This is a genomic window from Rhizobacter sp. P1_G5, assembly GCF_056405435.1.
The window spans coordinates 1-17,144 of the sequence record NZ_JBFUCB010000059.1 but is presented as its reverse complement, the minus strand read 5'-3'; the positions used below and the strand labels follow the sequence as shown (position 1 = coordinate 17,144).

General features: G+C 60.0%; 11 protein-coding genes and 1 pseudogene. 6 read left to right on the top strand and 6 right to left on the bottom strand.

Translation table 11 applies throughout. The features are described from left to right. The 4 genes from AC1D12_RS06840 to AC1D12_RS06825 all read right to left on the bottom strand — a co-directional run. A partial coding sequence (locus tag AC1D12_RS06840) for a DEAD/DEAH box helicase (protein ID WP_477839532.1) occupies positions 1 to 1,244 on the bottom strand: 1,244 nt, incomplete at its 3' end. After that, positions 1,241 to 2,248 carry a hypothetical protein gene (locus tag AC1D12_RS06835; RefSeq protein ID WP_477839530.1) on the bottom strand — a complete coding sequence of 336 codons (1,008 nt, stop codon included), beginning with the start codon at positions 2,246 to 2,248 and terminating at the stop codon, positions 1,241 to 1,243. The genes AC1D12_RS06835 and AC1D12_RS06840, both read right to left, overlap by 4 nt. Before the next feature lie 125 nt (positions 2,249 to 2,373). Beyond that, positions 2,374 to 5,208 (bottom strand): hypothetical protein, encoded by a 2,835-nt coding sequence (locus AC1D12_RS06830; RefSeq protein WP_477839528.1) that lies wholly within the window; start codon positions 5,206 to 5,208, stop codon positions 2,374 to 2,376. Positions 5,209 to 5,255: 47 nt separating this feature from the next. Next, entirely contained in the window at positions 5,256 to 5,573 is a 318-nt protein-coding gene (locus AC1D12_RS06825) for a hypothetical protein (protein ID WP_477839526.1), read from the bottom strand. Between the two features lie 390 nt (positions 5,574 to 5,963). On the opposite strand from AC1D12_RS06825, the gene AC1D12_RS06820 reads away from it, so the two are divergent. From AC1D12_RS06820 to AC1D12_RS06795, 6 genes and pseudogenes are all read left to right on the top strand, one after another. Then, positions 5,964 to 7,004 (top strand): DUF4917 family protein, encoded by a 1,041-nt coding sequence (locus AC1D12_RS06820; RefSeq protein ID WP_477839524.1) that lies wholly within the window; start codon positions 5,964 to 5,966, stop codon positions 7,002 to 7,004. A gap of 206 nt (positions 7,005 to 7,210) precedes the next feature. Then, positions 7,211 to 7,525 (top strand): annotated as a pseudogene (locus AC1D12_RS06815) (H-NS histone family protein); the annotation flags it as partial. Positions 7,526 to 8,358: 833 nt separating this feature from the next. Next, positions 8,359 to 8,706 carry a DNA-binding protein gene (locus AC1D12_RS06810; RefSeq protein WP_477839523.1) on the top strand — a complete coding sequence of 116 codons (348 nt, stop codon included), beginning with the start codon at positions 8,359 to 8,361 and terminating at the stop codon, positions 8,704 to 8,706. Positions 8,707 to 8,946: 240 nt separating this feature from the next. Further along, entirely contained in the window at positions 8,947 to 9,861 is a 915-nt protein-coding gene (locus AC1D12_RS06805) for a TnsA endonuclease N-terminal domain-containing protein (RefSeq protein ID WP_477839521.1), read from the top strand. A 14-nt stretch (positions 9,862 to 9,875) separates the two neighbouring features. After that, a complete protein-coding gene (locus AC1D12_RS06800) occupies positions 9,876 to 12,062 on the top strand; it encodes a TnsB C-terminal domain-containing protein (RefSeq protein WP_477839519.1) in 2,187 nt (728 codons plus the stop codon). Positions 12,063 to 12,397: 335 nt separating this feature from the next. Beyond that, a complete protein-coding gene (locus tag AC1D12_RS06795; protein WP_477839517.1) occupies positions 12,398 to 13,327 on the top strand; it encodes an ATP-binding protein in 930 nt (309 codons plus the stop codon). Between the two features lie 16 nt (positions 13,328 to 13,343). Here the strand turns inward: AC1D12_RS06795 and AC1D12_RS06790 are convergent, their stop codons facing one another. Next, the gene (locus AC1D12_RS06790; protein ID WP_477839515.1) at positions 13,344 to 15,155 is read right to left on the bottom strand and encodes a TnsD family Tn7-like transposition protein; all 1,812 of its coding nucleotides are present in this window, start codon (positions 15,153 to 15,155) and stop codon (positions 13,344 to 13,346) included. Between the two features lie 60 nt (positions 15,156 to 15,215). Then, complete coding sequence (locus AC1D12_RS06785) at positions 15,216 to 16,496, bottom strand: TniQ family protein (RefSeq protein WP_477839513.1); 1,281 nt, start codon at positions 16,494 to 16,496, stop codon at positions 15,216 to 15,218. Positions 16,497 to 17,144: the final 648 nt, after the last annotated feature.

The following is a 17,144-nucleotide window of genomic DNA, read 5'->3' as shown; positions in this document are numbered from 1 at the left end:
CGCTTGGCCCCGTCGATGATCGAGAACGATGACTCGGGAGCACCTGTCAGTCGAGAGGCGAACCAGGGCGCGTACTCCTTGCTCTCGAAGCTGGCGGTGGCGCAGACAACCTGGAATCGTTCGATCGGAATGTCGAGCCGATCACGCAGCCTGCGCAGAAGCAACCCGACCTCCGCCCCCTGGGCGCCTCTGTACAAGTGCGCCTCATCGAGCACGATCAGGAACTTCTCTTGCGGGTTCGCGTACAGCCAGTCTTTCGTCTGGTCGAATATGGTCCGCTCGATCGGGCGCATCAGCATGTACTCCAACATGCTGTAGTTGGTGACCAGCAGATCGGGCGCTTCGGCCTGGACCTCGTGCCGTGTCAGCAGCTCGGAATCCCCTTCGAGGGCGACGGCCCGCAGGTACTCGCCGTTCTTGCCCTGCCAGAGCCGGCCTTTCCCCGGGCCGTTGTACCAGCGCTCGAGGTCGGGCTTGGCGGGCCACTTGCCTCGTTCGCTGAGCTGGGCGATCAACTTGGCCGCTGGTTGCTTGATGTCGGCATCTTCGCTTCGAAGATCCTCGAGGTGCTTCACATAGAAGTCGCCGAATGGCTTGAGCCGCCGTTGGTCCTTGGACTTCTCCCGGCGGCCCGCATAGGGCGTCCGGCTGGTGTAGCGGGCGAATCGGGGCAGACGGCCTGCCCACTTCGTGAAGAGCTTCCCAAGCCTCGGGTCCCCGAAGATCGCCCGCAGACGCCCCAGCTGGTCGTTAACCAGGGCGTTCATCGGATAGAGGATCAAGGCCCGCATCCCCCGCTGATCACGAAACGAGTCGGACGACTGCTCGGCTTCGCGCGCGAGTTTGGCAAGAATGGGCATCAGGAAGGACTCGGTCTTGCCCGAGCCCGTGCCGGTCATGATGAGGACGTTCATGGCATCCACGACCACGCGCGCGATCGAGTCGGATTGGTGCTTGTAGGGTGGGTCGTAGAACAGTGGCTTGCCGGACTTGTTCGGCTCGGCGAGCGCCTCAAGCACTTTCAGGGAAGCTTCCGGCAACCCCTTGATGCTTCGAAACTTCGGCCCAGCCTGATAGCGCGGGGTGGACTCGAGGTAAGGCGCTTGGTGGATGACGCCCACTTCCTCCAGCAACGCCCGGCGTTGAGCAAGCGTCGCGGGATCGGCGATGTGGTACGTCGCCTCGATATACTCGATGAGGGTGGTGCGTAGTTCGGCCGCAACTTCGTCGATGGTCTTGCTCATACGACTCCCTTGGAGATGTCAGCGCGCCGGAACCAGAGCTGTTCCTGCAAGTAGCGCTCTTCTGTTTCGAGCTGGGACTGGGGAATCCAGAAGCTCAAATGGGATGCATCTGTGCGTCGCCGCCCGCCGATCAGGACCAAGCGCCGCCTGGCTTCCGCGGGCAGCGGGAAGTCCAAACTGAGCATGGAACCGTCTTGTTCGCGTTGAACTCGRTAGGTCGCAGCATGCCCGTCGTTTGCATCGATGGCGAGCTGCAACCGCCAAGCGTCGTCACAAGCACGGCAGCGAGAACCCTTGAGCGGTAGCAGCTGCGAGCGCTTCACAACGCCGCGGTCGACGTCGATCAGGACCCACAGGGGAGCCCCATACGCCTTGGGCAACCGTGCCACATGCAGCCCGGATTCATCCTTCAGTTCATGCCATCGTGCACGGTAGCCTCCGCGGCCTGCCCGACGGCGGGCAAGCACTTTCAATCCATCGAGATGGCCGACGCTTCCCTCGGACAGTAGACGCCGTTGAATGGTGTTGACGAATGAGTCCGCCTTCACCGGGCGCTGGAGTGTGAGCCAGCGCTGGGGATCGAGGCGGCGTAAGCCGTGTGAGGCGAGCGTCAATTCCAAGTCGCCGTCATCAGGGTCCACACTGATGAACCGAGTTGCACCCTGCGAGACCACGCGTTCTCTGAGAGTGATCGGAAGAATGGACGCATCATCTGGTCCGATGCCGGTGATGTAGATGCGCCCAGCCCTTGGGATGAAGCTCGGCGGTGCGCAGAAGAGCCAGTTGGGCTCGTGCTCCGCACCGATCAGCTTGACATGATCAAGTGCCAGGAGGTCGCCAGATGCAAGTAGGTCTTCTATCGCCGCCTTCGCAACGTCTCGCACCTGGTCATGTGTAACGGGAAGGTGCGACAACGAACGCTCTACGGCGGTCACGATCTCGCGCGGGGAGCACGGGCACATGAAGCCGCTCAAACGACGTGCCATCGCAGCCGCCAGTTGCATCACTAGGTCAGCTTGAGAGATTTCGTGTGGGGTGTCATTGTCAGCAGCCGCCGCGGTCACCCGAAGGGTCCTGCACGTAGTGTCGAGCGCCGCTTGCGCACTGATGATCTGAAGATTTGGCATGCTCATACCTGCGGAAGTCCTCGGCGATAGCGTCGATAGAGGCGCAGCAAGCGAGCGGCTCGAACGAGCGTGGCGAAGTTTTGGGGGTCTACGCTTCGCAAGGTGTCCTGTTGTTCGTTATCCAGCTGGACTTCATCGTGCGAGAACCGCCAAGCCAGTGCACTCACCTGTTCTCCCGCGAATTCCCTGAAGCTCTTCGCCACGGAGCGTGCGACAACCTGTAGTGCCTTGTCATCGTGCGACTCCGCGATCCTCCAGTTGTGGGAAAGGCTGATGCCGTAGGTGCGATCGGCCGAGACGATCGCCTCTAGGTTGTCCCAGTATGGATCGTCCGACCTGCCGTTGAGCAGCCTCTCCTGTTGAATCCAAAGCCGACCGGTCACCAGCTCCAGTGCATAGCGACTGAGTTCGGTGGTCACGCGTCGTTGCCGGAATCGCGACAGCGGAGTGCAAGGGCGAGCGCCCGTCCAAAGATCGTTTGCCGAAAGCACTTGCAAAAGGTCTTGCTCCTGGAAGGCTGTGTGCTTGAAGGCAACACCCAGCCAACCCAACTCCTTTCCCACCTCCCGAGGCGAAACAACCACCGCCTCGCTGTACTCACCTGAACGTGCAAGGAAGAGCCCCGACTTCTTTGACACATTGATCCCATGTGCTTCCTTTCGCTCAAGCGAAACGGGCAAGAGCGGCAGGCTGAAGTCAATCCATGTGACCAAGATATCTTCGTCTGCACCCTCATCGATGAGCCTCAAGATGGAGGCGCCCTTGCTACGGCTCAATGCCCATCGAACGGCGCTGGGTGTGTGCGACAAGGGGATCCGTTTCTGCCCCAGATCCTCGGCGTCCAACACGATCTGCGCACCGGCAGCTGCTAGATACTCGTGCTCGTCAGTAGGACGGTCGAGCAACGTTCGAACGAGCTCCGACCAGTGCTCCGACGTCAGCGGCAGCGCATGAGTGCCAATGGACACGCTTGTCGTTGCGTGCCCACTTTCGTCCATTAGCTCGAGAGAGCAGCGAACCTTCCAGCTCGGGTCGCCATCCACAGACAGTTCGACGTCGCCGCTAAGAAAGTCCGTGAGCGTTGGTGCAACGGGGTGAATCTGCATGACCAATGCCGGCGAACAGAGCACGCCGGGAATCCATGTGGATGGGTTACGGACATGCAAAGCAAAGCGCGCACTGGCGCACGGCCGGACGTGTGGTTCGGATCCGTTGGTGGACAGGCGCGTCGCGAGGTCCACGGTATGCGTGCCGACGCCAAGCCCTGTGATCTGGATGATCAGCGTGCCATCTGCGCCGCAGTTGATGCGCTCAACGGGGCCGTTGTTGATGCTGAATTGGTAGCTGTCGAAGTCGTGGTCCCGCACTAGGGTGAAGCAGGGTGTCTCCGTCACGAGCCATTCGCCCAAGGAGTCGAGCCCCCAAGATCTTGGGTAGATACCGGTTGGCTCGACCTTGACCGAGCGATGGACTGTGATTCCCATGGTCCGAAACGACGTTTCCCACGACGCATCGACGACGGCCGGGACGTCAAACTCAATGGCATGGACGCCTTCGCAGCGCAGCTCCACCGATTGGCCAGCGAGACCTCGGAAGCGGCTCTTGTCGCGGGTAACGAGGACGTAGCGTTCACCGGGTCGCAGTGCGAGTCCGGCAACCTGATTCGCTGTTGCGTCGCCGACGCGCTTGAACAGCCACAGCTCGGCTTTCGGCAGTCGACACTCCGCGTCAACCAACTGATCAAAGTGTGGTGACTTGGGCTTGAAGACGGCGAGCACTTCTTCGGCACTTGGCCATCTGCGCATCGAACGTTGCCGCCCGGACCCCGAGAGCAGCATCACCGCCGGCATCAGCGCGTCCCCGTGGCAGGGAATCTTTACGTTCGCTGCCTCGAAGTGTGGCCGAAACTCACCGTGGAGGTTGATGAGYTGCTGGAAGGACGGGAGTTCAACGTAGGCGTGTGCCCGGCCTGGGGCCTCGAAGTGAAGGCTCAGCAGCGGCGTCAAGAGTTCCTTCATCGGACTCGCCGACTCCGCAGCGGCAACAGGGCCGGCGGATGGATTCGGCGACGTAACGGCTTGCTTCGGCGACCACGGCAGATTGAATGTGCTTAGCGCGTACTGTCGTTGGGCATCCCTCAACCACTCTCGCGCGTGGGCGACAGCGTTGAGGTTCGCCAAAACTCGGTCCAGTGCGGGCTTGTAGATGATCGGGGCCTGACCGCTTCCCGCCTGCATGAGCGCGTGCACGATCCATCCCACGAGTTCCCGCTGTTGCAGGAAGAACCGGTATCTAGATGTCCACTCGAAGGTGTGTCGGTGGATGAAGTCACCCGTGCCACCGGGATCCAGGCTTGCGATGTCCGGTAGGTGGTGACGTGCGTTGTAGATGGATCTTGCGAGTTGCACCTGGAGGTCGTGCGGGAGCAACGCATGAGCGACCGGCCACGCGATGTAGCGGAACCGCTTCGCCCACTCACCAGTTGGACGCACTCCCCCGAAGTCCCTCGCGAACACCTCGAAGAAGTACAAGAACTCCTCTCGGTACATGTAGTCCCAGTTGGGCGTCGCCTGGCCAAATCGATACCAGTACTCCTGGCCGTCGAAGTCGTAGCCAACCTCGGCCGCATGGACCAGCCAACATAGCCGATGGTGCGGGGAGAGGCCTTGACGGCTTCGCAGGGAACGGCCCAGTTCGATTCCGAGGCGATTGACATCCTGTGAATCGAGGCAATGCTCCAGCGCGAAGACTGGAAAGTTGTAGCGCTGCTTCTCCTCGGCGAGCGCGGAGAAGTGCCCCTGGAGTCGCGACTCGAAGTCTCGAAGTACGGCGCTCATGCTCGGTCGCTGCTACGTTCGAAGGATAGATCCTGGATGTGCTGACTTCACAGCCGGAACCACCCAAAGACCAGCACCGAGCTGCTGAACTGCAGCGGTCCCTCGCACTTGAACTTTTTGTAGGTTCCCGCGGGAGTGACCTCTTGTAGTGCAGAAGCAGGATGTCCAGTTTTGAGCCGGTGCAGCATGTAGAACCGGAAAATGTCTGCCGCGCTCACCTTCATTGGCGACGCGACCAGCGCGTCGATCCGAGCAACGACCTCGGGCGGATAGTTCTCGTGAAAGGCTTCCTTTTCTGCGTCGTCGTAGAACACCAGGTCGATCTCGATGCGCTCCTGATTCATCGGATCGATCTCAGCCGCCATTGAAGCAACCATCTCCAAACCCTTCTCAGTGATCTCGAAGAGTCACTTGGCGCTCGACCTGAGACGGCTCGTGCGCACCGACGCCTGGACCCTATACCGCAAGAACACCGTGCGAATACTCTGAACAGCTTGTGTGCTACTCCTGTTTGACTATAGAGATTTGCTTGCCACGTGCGAACTGTCAACTCTGACACCCCGAAGCGGGGGGGGCTGCGCCTACCTTAGGCGCACGTTCGACCCCTTGATACAAGACATGCACTGCTCGATTCACTCGGTCGTCTGCTCGGTTGCCGGGCGGCCTGCAGTCGTTCTCGAGCAAGGTGGGATGATTCGTCCCATGGGGCAGGCGCCGGCGCCGCCAATGCATCTCAACGACGAGTGGAGATTGGCTTGAAGATCCAGGCGTGGGACGACATTAAGCAGCACTATGAGCAGGGCTGCCTGCTACTCGGAAACGGCGCGAGCATCGCGATGCATACCGGTTTCATGTATGGCTCTCTTCGAGCGGCCGCAGAAGCACGGGGGCTCTTGAAGGAAGCAACTCAGCTCTTCGAAGTGTTCGGGACGTCGGATTTTGAGCTGGTGCTCCGTCTTGTCTGGCAGGCGAACCTTGTCAACGCCGCGCTGAAGTCTGAGGCGCCGAGCGTGAGGCGGGCCTACGAGTCGGTGCGCTATGCACTGATCGAAACCGTTCGCTCCACACACTTGGCGCACGCCGAAGTGCGCGACGGGCCGTTCACCGACGCGCAAGAGTCTCACCTCCTCACAATGCACGCGTTCCTGTCGAGCTTCCAGTTGGTTGTGTCACTGAACTACGACCTGCTTATCTATTGGGCACGAATGACCGCCTGGGGCGCTGGGCATGACAACACGAGGGACTGCTTCGGCAAGGAGGAGGATGGCCGCCTAGTCTTCCAAGGTATGCCCGAGCGACTAGAACGCGGCTTGAGCTTCATCGTGTACCCACATGGCAACCTCTGCATGGCCAGGAGCCAGTATGGGGAGGAGGTGAAGCTACGGGGAGGCGACGCAAGACTACTCGAAGCGGTCCTTCAGGCTTGGGAGACTGGCGAGTATGGTCCACTGTTCGTCAGCGAGGGTACGTTCCAACAGAAGATGCGMTCCATTCGCTCGTCGGCCTACTTGTCTGCCTCCTACGCAGGGATTCGGAAGCCGACCGAGCGCAATACGTTGGTGCTGTATGGATGGGGAATGGGCGAGCAGGACGAGCACATTCTCGAGGCGCTGCAGAGCCGCCAGCCGACACGCGTTGCAGTGTCGGTGCATCTGCCGTCGCAGAGAGATATCGAAGACATCGTCTTGAAGACGCAGCGTACGTTCGGCTTGGACCCGGACATCTTCGCCGCTCAGTCTGCAGGGCATTGGGCACGGCGGAGTGCGGAGTTAACCGCTCGATCAGAAGGCCAATAGCGAGCCTCTGCAGGGTCGCGATTTGGGTCCTTTTGGCGACGGGAGAGCCTTCGTCGTGCACCCCTCTTTGCTGGGCCCAGGTGACGACATTCCTTCAGTTCAGTAGAAGGGTGTCGGCTCGGGTTGCGTAGCCGCAGACCGGTAGGAACTCCACCATTATGTCAATAGGTGGAAAATCCCGCGATCGCAACCAGTCGAAGAATCCCATGAAGACTTATGCAGCTATCAAAGCGGAGATTGCCAAGCTGGGGAGGCAAGCGGAGAGCATGCGCCAAGCAGAGGTGGCGGGTGTCATTGCCAGAATCAAGGAAGCGATCGCCGCTTACGGGCTGACACCTGCAGACCTTGGCTTGACCGGCACTCGCAGGGCGCCGAACGGAGTGAAGCGCGTCGCGATTGCGAAGGCGACGGTTGGCCAGCCAAAATACCAGGATCCAAAGTCGGGCAAAACTTGGACAGGACGAGGGAAGCCGCCTCTGTGGATTGTTGGCGTGAAGAACCGAGATCGATTCCTCATCGAAGGCGCGCTTTCGGCACCGAAGGCCCAATCTCCCAAAAAGGGGGCAAGGCGCGGAGTCTCCCGCAGGGCCGCATCCCCTGTCGTGCAACCGGCGGCTGTTCAGATCGAAGCGGGGGCCGGATCGCAGTAGCGACGGACGTGCGCCGCACAGAGGACATGCTTCTCTGTCGGCACCTGCTGTACCACCTCAAGTCTGAAGTGGTGTTTGAGGCCTCGACAAACGAGCAGGGCGACTGGACAGAGCCTCGATCAGTAGTAGCGACGCGGCGACCGAATACTCTCGAGGCACCGTTTCATTCCCATAGCGTCTTCCGCGCACTTCGCGCAGCTGACTTAGCATCTCGGCGCATGAATTTCGGCCGCAACCACGCCACGACTCACTTCGCCAGCCCGTGACAAAGCCATGGCGCCTCTCGGCGAAAAGGCGCGCGCAGTCCGATGGTTACCTTTAGATACAAATATGATGGGCCGTCCCCGACGGTTCATAACTTCTGTGACGTCGCGCGCTTGATATGACATACGCTGCCTCGCCGGGATCTGCACAGATGGTGCGCTTCGGGTCCAATTGACATCGGTCAGCACAGCTCACCTGGCATATTCGCCGCCGGGCGGCCGAAAACCACCGCATAGATGGCGGCGAATCGCCCGTCTCAACCGCGCACATCGAGTACCTCATCCACTTGTGTAGGTAATTGGCGCGGCCCCAGCGAGCACATTCAGGCCACTTGCGCCAAGCAGGTCAGGGTGGAGAATGTGTGCCAACTCCAGCGCTGCTCCAAGACTTCTCGTTGAAGCCAGGGGACGCGATGCAGTAGAACGCTGCTCAGCCGTGGGATGACAATGCACGCAACTGATCCAGAATCGAGTCTAGGCAGTGATCGTGTCGCGGAGCGTGCGATTCAAATTGGAACGACGCCGCGTCATCTCTCTACAGTGGCACTCGCACCGGCACCTGAGCACCTCAGTGATGTGGCTGCGCGAGATTCAGTCTCCTCGCCCACCGACCCACTTCGCCGGTTCCGCGCCGAAGGCGTCACCATCGCACACTGGTCAGCACAACGCGGCTTCAATGCGTCGCTCGTCTACTCAGTTATTAAAGGCAGGCGCAAATGCTTGCGCGGTCAATCCCACAGAATCGCAGTCGCGCTTGGACTCAAAGCGAGCGCAACACCGTCCGACTGACCAACAGAGGAGGTAGCCCACCCTATGCCACCAACGCCCTAAGCAACAAAGCGTCTTCGGCTCCTACACCGAAGACGCCCTTTGCCCGGCCCAAGGGGGAACCGGCTTTCAAGAACTGACGCTGAAAGCATACGAGGCGGTACTCACCGCGTCAATTCCCTCCTTGTCCGATTTTGTCGAACGAGCCTCCTGGCGGCGAGCGATGGACAAGCTCGCCCTCAGCGAGTTGGAAGGAACGCGATGAGGACAACCAAGCGATTCACACCAGCCTTGCTGAGTGCATGGCGCGACAAGGGGCGCGGCACCGGAATATTGTCGTCCTTTCAGCCCTGGCATCAAGTGACCCGCGGAGACCCGGCAAGTCACGGTCGGTCGGGCCTACCGTACTGGAGGAGGACCGGCCGCCAGCATCACCTTCTGTCGATCAATGAAGCGATCGGCTTCCTCTTCTGTACACAACTAGCTGACGCCATCGACCTGCGGGAGCAGTTCCCTCTCTCGCTGCGCTCAAGCCAGCACGAGTTGGCTAGTTACTCTGCCGCATTCCTAACCCAGGAGGGCCTCGGCACGCTCGAGCTTGCAGAGAAGCTCTCCATTAGGCACCCTTTCGTCGAATGCGCGGGCGAGCGAGAACCTTGGGTGTTCACGACGGACCTCCTGGTGACCCTGAGGCAGGGGAACCAAGAACCGACTCTACTGGCAATCAGCGTCAAGCTTGACCAGGATGTAACGTCCAAGCGGACGTTACAGCTGCTGCGAATCGAGCGCGCCTATTGGGTACATCGTGGCGTACCGTGGCTGTTGCTTTCGCCATCGCTCTATCAAAGGGAAGTTGCCCTCTGCATGCGCAGGGCAGTTCCCTGGGCGCTTTCCACGGATGAGGTCAGCGATGAGATAACTAGCGAATGCGGCCAGTTCGCACCTCACTTAGTGGGATCCTCGTTCAGTACGGCAATCGCTCGCATCGCATTCAAGTTCCAAGTCGATCAGCAAACGGCGCAGCTTATCTTCTGGCAGTCCACATGGTGCGGCAAGGTCAGATTGGACATGGCCAGAGGCTGGCGCCCCTCCATCCCTTTGCGTCTCGTATCCGAACGGCAGTTCAAGCAATTCAATCCGATTGCAGAGAGGAGATCATTGTGTCTTCCTGCATAGCTGATAACGCCGTAGTGAGGATTGAAGACGAGCGGCTAGATGGCCTCTTTCGAGTTGTACTCGACGCTCCAAACTACGACCTCACAGTCCTTGTTCGCCTGACCGTTGCAGCGCCCTCGAGTCAACATGCCTGCGACACCCAATCATCGACGGGCAAGCGTTGCAAGAAAAGTCCGTCAATTGCCACACCGCTGCTTTGGGAGGATCGCCAGTCACTTGTAGATCTCGAGAACTCCGCAAAACTCACAACCATAGGCGTCGAACCCGAGGCTCGATTGCTTTCGCTTGCGGAGGATTTGACTGACGGAGATCGTGCGCGGTGGGAACGCCGCCTGCGGGTGATGGAAGAGTTCCTCAATCCTAGGATCTTTCGTGACTTGCTGATATGCCATCACGGCATAAGTGGGCTGGTACGGCGAGCCGTCCTGCGAACGAGATGTTCGCGAGGCGTCATCTACTCGAATTTTTCTCACCTGTGCCAGTACGGCTTCAGTGCCGGCTCATTGATTACCCGCAACGACCGCTGCGGCGCTCCAGGCGTGCGTCGACGGTGTGATGGGAATAGGAAGAAGGCGGGAAGGAAGACGAACAGTGAACGACGGGACCTTGAGGAAATTCCGCAGCCCGGAATGAGCAGCGCTTGGGTCGTTCTAATCATGGCCGCGTACCGAAAACTCCCGAAACCGAAGCCAAAAGGCAAGGATCGCTATGATCGAATAATTCTTGGCGGATTCGTAAGCCAATACGTCTCCACGCCGGACGGGTTGGTTCCGCAGCTTCCGCCGCAGGGAACCATTCCTAATAAGAGACAAGTCGATCGCGTAATTCAGTGCGAGGTCAATAACCTCGATCGTGTTCGGGACAAAACGATCAAAGGCTACTTCCTCCGAAGTATGCGGGGATTACATGGTCGCTCTTGGCAAGGTGTCGCAGGACCAGGCCACGTCTTCGCGATCGATTCAACCACCGGTGACATCCATCTGCGTAGTAGCGTGAATCGCGCTTGGTTCATCGGTCGACCCATTGTCTACATCGTTGTTGACGTCTGGTCCACCGCCATCGTCGGCTTCTACGTCTGCTTAACCGGGCCTGCCTGGTCAACCGCCRAGATTGCATTGTTCTCGACGTTCGCATCGCCGGAACTCATCGGTTCGCTGTGGGGGTACGAGCCGCTGCCGTCTCTGCATCCACTGCCGGGTCTCCCTGCCGAATTCCTGTTTGACCGCGGTGAATACCATTCTCTTGGAGCGCGCGAAACTGCGTCACTTCTCGGGTTCACTCCCAACTATGCCGCCTCCTACAGACCCGACTGGAAAGGACTGGTCGAGGTACTGTTTCGAATCACGAAGGACAAGCAGTACTTTCAACCTGGAGCAATCGATGCACGCCGCAAGGAGTACGAACTCAAAGGCACAAAGACTCGACCTGCCTACACTCTGCGAGAGTACGTTCAGTATTTGTCTGTGGTGTTCGACCACTACAACCTCACCGCCGATCGATCGCATCGAATGGACGCTCACATGATCGGCGCAGGCGTACACCCATCGCCCGCCGGACTTTGGCGCTACGGGTTTGAAGCCGGCATCGGCTATCGAAAAGCGTTCTCCGACTCACACTTAATTGCGTCGTTGCTTCCTTCGGAGACCTGCCGAGTGAAGCGAACTGGCATCTTTCTCGGCGCCCTCGAGTATGAGTCCGAGGTCGCGACAAAAGATCAATGGACAAGCGTGGCAGCGAACTATGGTAGCCAGGAGCGGCGTGTGTACACGTTCCCAGGCTCCACATCGCGAATCTGGACGCCCAACAAGGGCGGCACCGGCATGCTCGACCTGACCCTCTCGGATCAATCGCTTGCCTCCGCGGACTTGACCTTCGACGAATATGTCGAAGCGCGGTTGATTCACACGCTCAGCAACGCGGCGCGCGAGTACGAGCGTACGAGGCAATCGATCAAGGCACTGCAGCGCACCCTGGAGATGGCGCGCGATGCCGCCAGGCGTACCGCAGAGGCGGAAGCCCAGTACGACGGGCCGATACCGCCTATGACAGAGGCTCGCGGCTTGGAGGTGTTCCGCGCATCCGGTACCGCGGAAAAACCCTCCTTACCGACCGAGCTGAGCACCGCCAGCGGTGACGAAGCCTACTTCGAGACGATGCGGAAGTTGCGTCAAGCGGTCTCGCCGGAGAACACAGAATGCTAAACCCTTCAATTCCAAACCATGAGGTTCCGGCCTATGCGGGCAACATCTTGATCGACGCCCTCGGGCCGATCCCTTCACTGCTTGAAATTACTGAGCATCTTCAAACAATGCCTCCACCCCCTGAGGACCTGGTCGGCCTACCTCCGCACGTACTACTTCACAACGTGATGAGCGTCAGCGATCTGTATGTGCCACGACCGCAGGCCACCTCGATCGCCACGACCACAGACCTGATGCTACGGCAGGGATACCGTTATCGGTGTCCCCGTGACTCGCGGACGTGGAGTGCCCTTTACGGAGACGCTCCAGCCCGCCTGCCGCCGACAGCGCCAGCAATGGCGGCCACGGTGGTGGGCATCTCTGGTAGCGGCAAGACCCTGACCATCGAGAAGTGCCTGTCGTGGTACCACCAGGTCGTGCCGCATGCGAACTTTCCCCAAATGGCGCGGGGACTGCAACAGCTGACTTGGTTGCGCGCCGATGTGCCGGGTTCCGGGAGGGCGGAGGACCTTGCGCTAAATCTCATGACGGCGTACGACGAAGCACTGGGTACGAGTAGGTTCGCCCACTATCGCGGCCGCGCCCGTCGAAACGGGTTAGGCATGCTGGAAGAGTGGCGACAGGTGGCATCGGGACACTTCCTCGGGTTGCTGTTCCTGGACGAGATCCAGAATCTCTTCAAGATTCCAACACTGGAGATTCGGCGATCCCGACGTGCAAAAGGTGAAGGAATTCAGCTGAGCGTCATTGAGGACTCGGCCCTCAAGTTTATCCTCGGCCTCACGAACACGTGGCGCATTCCGCTCCTGGTGGCCGGCACACCGGATGGGGTTGCGGCCCTCTCCGCGCGCCTGAGTACGGCAGAGCGCTTGCTTACGCAAGGCTTTCACGTCATACCGAACATTCGCAGCGCCGACGAGCCGTACTATTCCGAGTTCTTGTTCCCCGCGTTGCTGAAATATCAATGGGTCCGAATTCGACCGGAGGACACGGAGGGCCTTCGAAGACTGGTCATTGAGTTGACGGCCGGCGTGCCACGCATCATTCGAATGCTATGGATCTTTGCGCATCGCTGCGCCATCGAGAGCAATTCCGACGTGATGAAGCTGGAGCATTTTCGGAAAGCCGCTAATACCTACCTGGCTCCTCTGAAGCCGGCCGTCGAGGCCTTGCTCACAAAGGACCCTGAGAAGCTTGGCAGGTATGAGGACTTGTTGCCTCGCTCGGATGCATTCTGGACGACCCTTGGCGGCAGCTTGCTGTAGGTAAGCCAGCCCAGCGTCAGAACAGGGGGCGCTCTCGCGAGCAGGAACTCTTGATAGCGCCGGTGGCGATTGTCAGGGCCGCCTTCGTCAGCGGGAGTCGGCCTAGGGACTGCAGCTTCGCTTTCAGCTCCGGCAGTAGTTGATAGATCTGCCATCGCTCGACTCTTTCAGTGGGGCGCTCCAATCGAATTCGCAGTGCCAACTTCTTCACTTCGTTGGCAAGAATGGAGTCGCGTCGATCCCAATCAACCGCTGATCCATTGCCTCGTGGTTGCACCATCAACTTCGCGTTCTGCTGCCGCAGCCACTCTCGGTCATGCCGGTTGAGCCAAGCGTAGTCTCCCGGCGCTAGGCGACGTACCGCCGACACACCCTGCCAGCCGGCCTCATCACTCAGACGCAGCCAATCGGCGCGTGCCTGAGTGCGTCGCTTGGTACTGCGAGCTGCGCACCAATCGATATGCAGATTGATCTCCGTCCTGAGCACGCGCGTGACAGTCTCTACGGATATCCCGTACCGCGTCGCCAACTCCTGCTTGTCGGCGCCAGATCGCAGCCCAGCGATCAGGCCGTCCAGCAAGACGGGCTTGAGAAGCTTCGGCCTTCGCAGTACGCGAATACCCGCCCGCGTCGCCCACGCCGCGGCGGTGGCGCTGTCGACGTCAAGTTGCACCGCTGCGCTACGCAGGCTGCGGCCTTCGATCGTTATCAGTCTGACCAACTCAAGGCGCGCCGTCTCGCGAGCGGCTGGTCCAGATAGCCTCACAGGCTCATGTGCTGGCACACGTTGAGTTGGCTCCTTCTTGGCCGCAGAAAGATAGGCGAGTTCGAATTCTGACCACTCCTCAAAGAGCCAATCGATAACAGTAAGATGGCGGATAGGATGCGTTCCGCCTCGCGGGGCGCCAAAGAGCCTCGTCAATTGGGACGCCGCCGCTGCGGTGGTCGCCGGCAACGCGCCGAGCTCGCGAACTACTCTGAGCTCCCGGCAGTGTTCGACGAACGTAGATGCCGCGGCTGCCATGCGCACGCCTCCGCGTGCATTCGTCATCCCTCGCTGTTCGAGGCTGCGTCGGTACACACGGGACAGTGCTGCTGGTTCAAAGTGAAACCCGGCTGATCGCTTGACGCAGTGCTGGATCAGGGTCGCAAACCGACTGAATGCGCGCAATCCCTCATCGCGCTCGTTCATCGGGCGACCGTCGGAAGTCGGTATGACAAGTGAATCGCTTCGCGGCAAATGCCACCAAAAGCGTCCGACACCAGTCGCTTTGAGCGTTGACTCCGAAAGCAGGCACCTATGCTCGGAGCAGACCCAAACTCCAGGGTACTGATGCGCGAGGTGCCAGTACGCCGTGCCGTGCTTCAAGCTGTCGCTGACGATGCACTGGAGGCATGCTTTCAAGGGATGATTGGCTCTGAACCGGCTCGCGAGCAGCCCGAGGCGCGCTTTGGCCGCACCGATGCCGCTCCCACACATGCCGGCGATCGCATCGCGCGCCTGTTCCTCGGTTCGGAAAGGAAGGTAGTACGGCAGCAGGGTCCGCTCATTGACGAGGGCAAGGGCTTCGCCGGCTACCCCCTGTGATCGATCGACGAAGACGTTCAGGTGTGAGGGGAAGTCATGCTCCATTCCGCCACGTTTGCTTCCGAACAACTGCAGGCAGGTTCGCCAGGCCGCTCCATGCCCCGACCACGCGTGTTGTCGACTGGCCAAGCTGAACATGGTTTCATCGGGAAGCCATGCCAAGATGCCAGGATCTTCAAACAGCAGTGCTTGGCTTAGCACCCGATCCGGGTCAAGGAATGCATGCGGTTGGTGGAGCATGCCGAGTTCCGCACAACTTCAGGCGCTGTTCCGCGTCTTCGCCAGCAACGCCATCAGGCTCTATGGAATCCGCGAGGCGACGCTACGAGGCGAATGAGTGCCATCGCGCACCAATTTGCCACGAGGTGCCGGCGTTGTCGTCGCCGCACGCCTCAGTTTTTCGCTCGTATGCCTACCGTGGCGGCCCCCGAACAGGAGGCGAAGCACGCTTTCGAGTGCTTGGGTGGTGACACCCCCGCTTCGTGCCGCATCCGCGAGCGTCAGTCCGTCATCGAGGAACATGCACGCGGCGCGCAACGATGATGTCCCTCGTAAAGAAGCCAGAAGCCGATCTCGATTGCGAGTCAGGCGGGCCGCGGCCTGCTTGGTGGTCACACCGAGCTCCTTGGCGATCGCATTGATCTCGCCTCCATGGGTACGGCACACCGCATACATCGAGATCTTTGAAGAGCGAGTCCTGCGTGCGGCGAAGCGCAAGAATACTTCCTCTACCGTGTCGAACATGAGCGCACTTGCGAGTGCAACGGCTTCGGCGGTACTCGTACTGCAACGCAGGACCGAATCAATCGAATGTGTGCGCCGGCCGTCGCCGTGGAACTTGGCAACTGGGAAGACCTCCTGGAGCCACGGCAAGGGATAGGCGGCGACGGCAAACTCGCTCAGTAGTGGTCTGGTGCCGCCGTTTGATACGCGAATTCCAAGATCCATGGCGCGGTCCATCAACTTTCGACCGACGTCGCGACCATCCCAGACTCTGCCCGCATCGAGCATCGATGTGCACACGTCGATGAATCGCTGTACTTGCGGAATCGGTGGCTCCGCGTGCGGAACGGGACGGGCTGCTGAAGAATTGACCCAGTGCATCGGCGAGCGAAGGAACGCATCTTTTTCCGCCACGTAGCACAGCGGTGTCGCGTGACGATCACACCAGTTGACGCCTGGAAGTTGATGCGCGCGGCGCCAGTAGCTTGGCCCCCAGAAATGCAAGTCTTCCTCGGCGCATTGTGCACAGAGATAGGCAGCCGCACGGGGAGATATCAAGCCCTGGCGGCGGAGAACAGAATTACCCCACTCCCCCTCGTCGGTCATCTGCGCAGGATTCAGAACGAAGGCATGAAACGGCAGCATCGTATGCAGTCGCACATACTGCAGTGTGTCCATGCCTATCAAGCCGGCAACGCAGTTGACGAGCGGATCCGCGGACGATTGTGGGCATCGGCGATGATGCTCCCGCCGAAGCGCGATCTCGCATTGCTGCCCGCGCGGGAAACCATTGAAAAATGCGATGCGACCCAGATGCCCCGTTGCAAACTCGTCCGCAAGAGGTGCGGGGGCCAGCACTAGTCACTCCCCCACCCGAAGTTTCGACCTACCGCGCTATCACGCCGGCGATACATCATTTGGATGGCGCCCAGAGGGGGCAGGCCGCAATAAACCGAACAATATTTTTGCAGTCTCACCATTCCCGCACATCCCCTGAGCCGTATCCGGTTCGAAGATTTGGCACCGCGACAGTCACTTGGGCTGAGCATTCGTAGCGGCTCGACCGGCGTGAGCCGTTCTGCCATCGAATGAGCTCGGTTTCGAAGATCTTCCGCGTCCATCGATTCTCATTGGCCGAGAGTGCCGTGTCGATGTTTTTTTCGAGACGAGCAGGGTTTTTGCCGTCGAGCCGCAGTATCCCAAGCGGGTCGGCAAGAGCAAGCTGGATCCGAAGGGCCGCGTCGAAGTGTGCACGGGCAGCACTTGCGCTGCCATTGGTCGCCGCTCGATCACGGYCGGGCACTCGACCGCGCCATGCAACCACAGACCTATTGCCCCGGATTCTCCGATCTTCGCCGCATCGAGGGGTCCGAGTAGGACGCCTTCGAGATGGATAGCGGGCTGTCGTATAGGGCCCGCGAAGCCTCACTGCGGCCGTGCCCGCCGCCGATCGGAAGCAACCTTCTCGATCAAACGGCGATGAACCACGCACTCGCAGGTCAAGTC